This is a genomic window from Stenotrophomonas sp. 05L44_2 (assembly GCF_056665995.1).
Genome location: NZ_JBFTNR010000610.1, coordinates 1 through 2,560, shown reverse-complemented (window position 1 = coordinate 2,560; position 2,560 = coordinate 1). Strand labels below are relative to the sequence as shown.

The 2,560-nt window shown below is 63.8% G+C and carries 1 protein-coding gene; it reads left to right on the top strand.

Going from position 1 to position 2,560, the window contains the following annotated elements; genetic code table 11:
• Window positions 1-148: 148 nt before the first annotated feature.
• Window positions 149-2,257, top strand: a complete 2,109-nt coding sequence (gene pnp, locus AC1VAN_RS18160; protein ID WP_480986373.1) for a polyribonucleotide nucleotidyltransferase — start codon at window positions 149-151, stop codon at window positions 2,255-2,257.
• Window positions 2,258-2,560: the final 303 nt, after the last annotated feature.

The following is a 2,560-nucleotide window of genomic DNA, read 5'->3' as shown; positions in this document are numbered from 1 at the left end:
GCAACGAATCCCCCGCGGCGCAGCGATGCGCCGCGGTTTTGTTTTGTAGCATCGCAATACCTTTTTCAGATCGGAACGACCGGTCATCCGTTGGCGGCAAGGGTCGCCCACGGTCCATTCGCAGACAGCATCCCCAAGGACACCCTCCGTGGCAAAAATCACCAAAACCTTCCAGTACGGCAAGCACACCGTCACGCTTGAGACCGGCGAAATCGCCCGCCAGGCCGGTGGCGCCGTCATCGTCAAGTTCGACGACACCGTGCTGCTGGTCTCCGCCGTTGCCGCCAAGAGCGCGCGTGAGGGCCAGGACTTCTTCCCCCTGACCTGTGACTACCAGGAGAAGTTCTACGCCGGTGGCCGTATCCCGGGTGGCTTCTTCAAGCGCGAAGGCCGCGCGACCGAGAAGGAAACCCTGATCTCGCGTCTGATCGATCGTCCGATCCGTCCGCTGTTCCCGGAAGACTACAAGAACGAAGTCCAGATCATCGCCACCGTGATGTCGCTGAACCCGGACATCGACGGTGACATCCCGGCCCTGATCGGTGCCTCGGCTGCGCTGTCGCTGGCCGGCACCCCGTTCAAGGGTCCGATCGCCGCCGCCAAGGTGGGTTACAAGAACGGTGAGTACATCCTCAACCCGACCGTGACCGAACTGAAGGATTCGGAGCTGGAGCTGGTCGTTGCCGGTACCGCCAACGCCGTGCTGATGGTGGAATCCGAAGCCGCGCTGCTGTCCGAAGACGTGATGCTGGGCGCCGTGACCTTCGGTCACCGCGAAATGCAGAAGGTCATCAACGCGATCAACGAACTGACCGTGGAAGCCGGCACCAAGCCGTCGACCTGGGTGGCCCCGGCCAAGAACGACGTGCTGATCAGCGCCCTGCAGGAAGCCATCGGCCCGCGTCTGGGCGAGGCCTTCCAGGTGCGCGACAAGCTGCAGCGCCGCGACGCCATCTCGGCGATCAAGAAGGACGTGGTCGAGTCGCTGGCCGGCCGCGTTGCCGCTGAAGGCTGGAACCCGGCCGAGCTGTCGAAGGAATTCGGCGAGCTGGAATACAGCACCATGCGCAACTCGGTGCTGGACACCAAGGTCCGCATTGACGGCCGTGCGCTGGACACCGTCCGCCCGATCGCAGTGAAGACCGGCATCCTGCCGCGTACCCACGGTTCCTCGCTGTTCACCCGCGGTGAAACGCAGGCCATCGTGACCATCACCCTGGGCACCGCCCGTGATGGCCAGGTCATCGATGCCGTCTCCGGTGAGTACAAAGAGAACTTCCTGTTCCATTACAACTTCCCCCCCTACTCGGTGGGTGAAACCGGCCGCATGATGGGCCCGAAGCGTCGCGAGATCGGCCACGGCCGTCTGGCCAAGCGCGGCGTGCTGGCAGTGATGCCGTCGCTGGAATCCTTCCCGTACACCATCCGCGTTGTCTCGGAAATCACCGAGTCGAACGGTTCCTCGTCGATGGCGTCGGTCTGCGGCTCGTCGCTGGCCCTGATGGACGCCGGCGTGCCGGTGAAGGCTCCGGTGGCGGGTATTGCCATGGGCCTGGTCAAGGAAGGCGATCGCTTCGTCGTCCTGTCCGACATCCTGGGTGACGAAGATCACCTGGGCGACATGGACTTCAAGGTTGCCGGTACCGCTGAGGGCATCTCCGCCCTGCAGATGGACATCAAGATCGAAGGCATCACCGAAGAGATCATGAAGCAGGCTCTGCAGCAGGCCAAGGCTGGCCGTCTGCACATCCTGGGCGAAATGGCCCACGGCCTGACCGCCCCGCGTGAGGAGCTGTCGGACTACGCGCCGCGCCTGCTGACCATCAAGATCCACCCGGACAAGATCCGCGAAGTGATCGGCAAGGGTGGTTCGACCATCCAGGCCATCACCAAGGAAACCGGCACCCAGATCGACATCCAGGATGACGGCACCATCGTCATCGCTTCGGTCAATGCCATCGCTGCCCAGGCCGCCAAGGCCCGCATCGAGCAGATCACCTCGGACGTCGAGCCGGGCCGCATCTACGAAGGCAAGGTCGCCAAGATCATGGACTTCGGYGCRTTCGTCAMCATCCTGCCGGGCAAGGACGGYCTGGTCCACGTGTCGCAGATCTCCAGCGACCGCGTCGAGAAGGTCGGCGACGTGCTGAAGGAAGGCGATGTGGTCAAGGTCAAGGTGCTGGAAGTCGACAAGCAGGGCCGTATCCGCCTGTCGATGAAGGCCGTCGAGGAAGGCGAAGGCGCCACCGCCGAGTAATCGACCGCAGGTCGATGACGGTAGGTGTCAATCTTGGTTGACACGCCAGAATGAAAAAGCGGGCTTCGGCCCGCTTTTTCTTTGCCTGTCGTCCGGCGCTGCCGGCGTCGTACCGCGGCGCTATGCTTCACCCATGGACACCCTGCGCCTGCTTGACCTGCAGATCGACCGCCCCGCGCAGCGGGTCAGCCGCGCCGGCGACGTGCTGCCGATCCAGGGGCTGAGCTGGCGCCTGTTCGACGTGCTGCTGGCACACGGCAACGACGTTGTCGACTTCGACACGCTGGCTGCACAGGTGTGGGC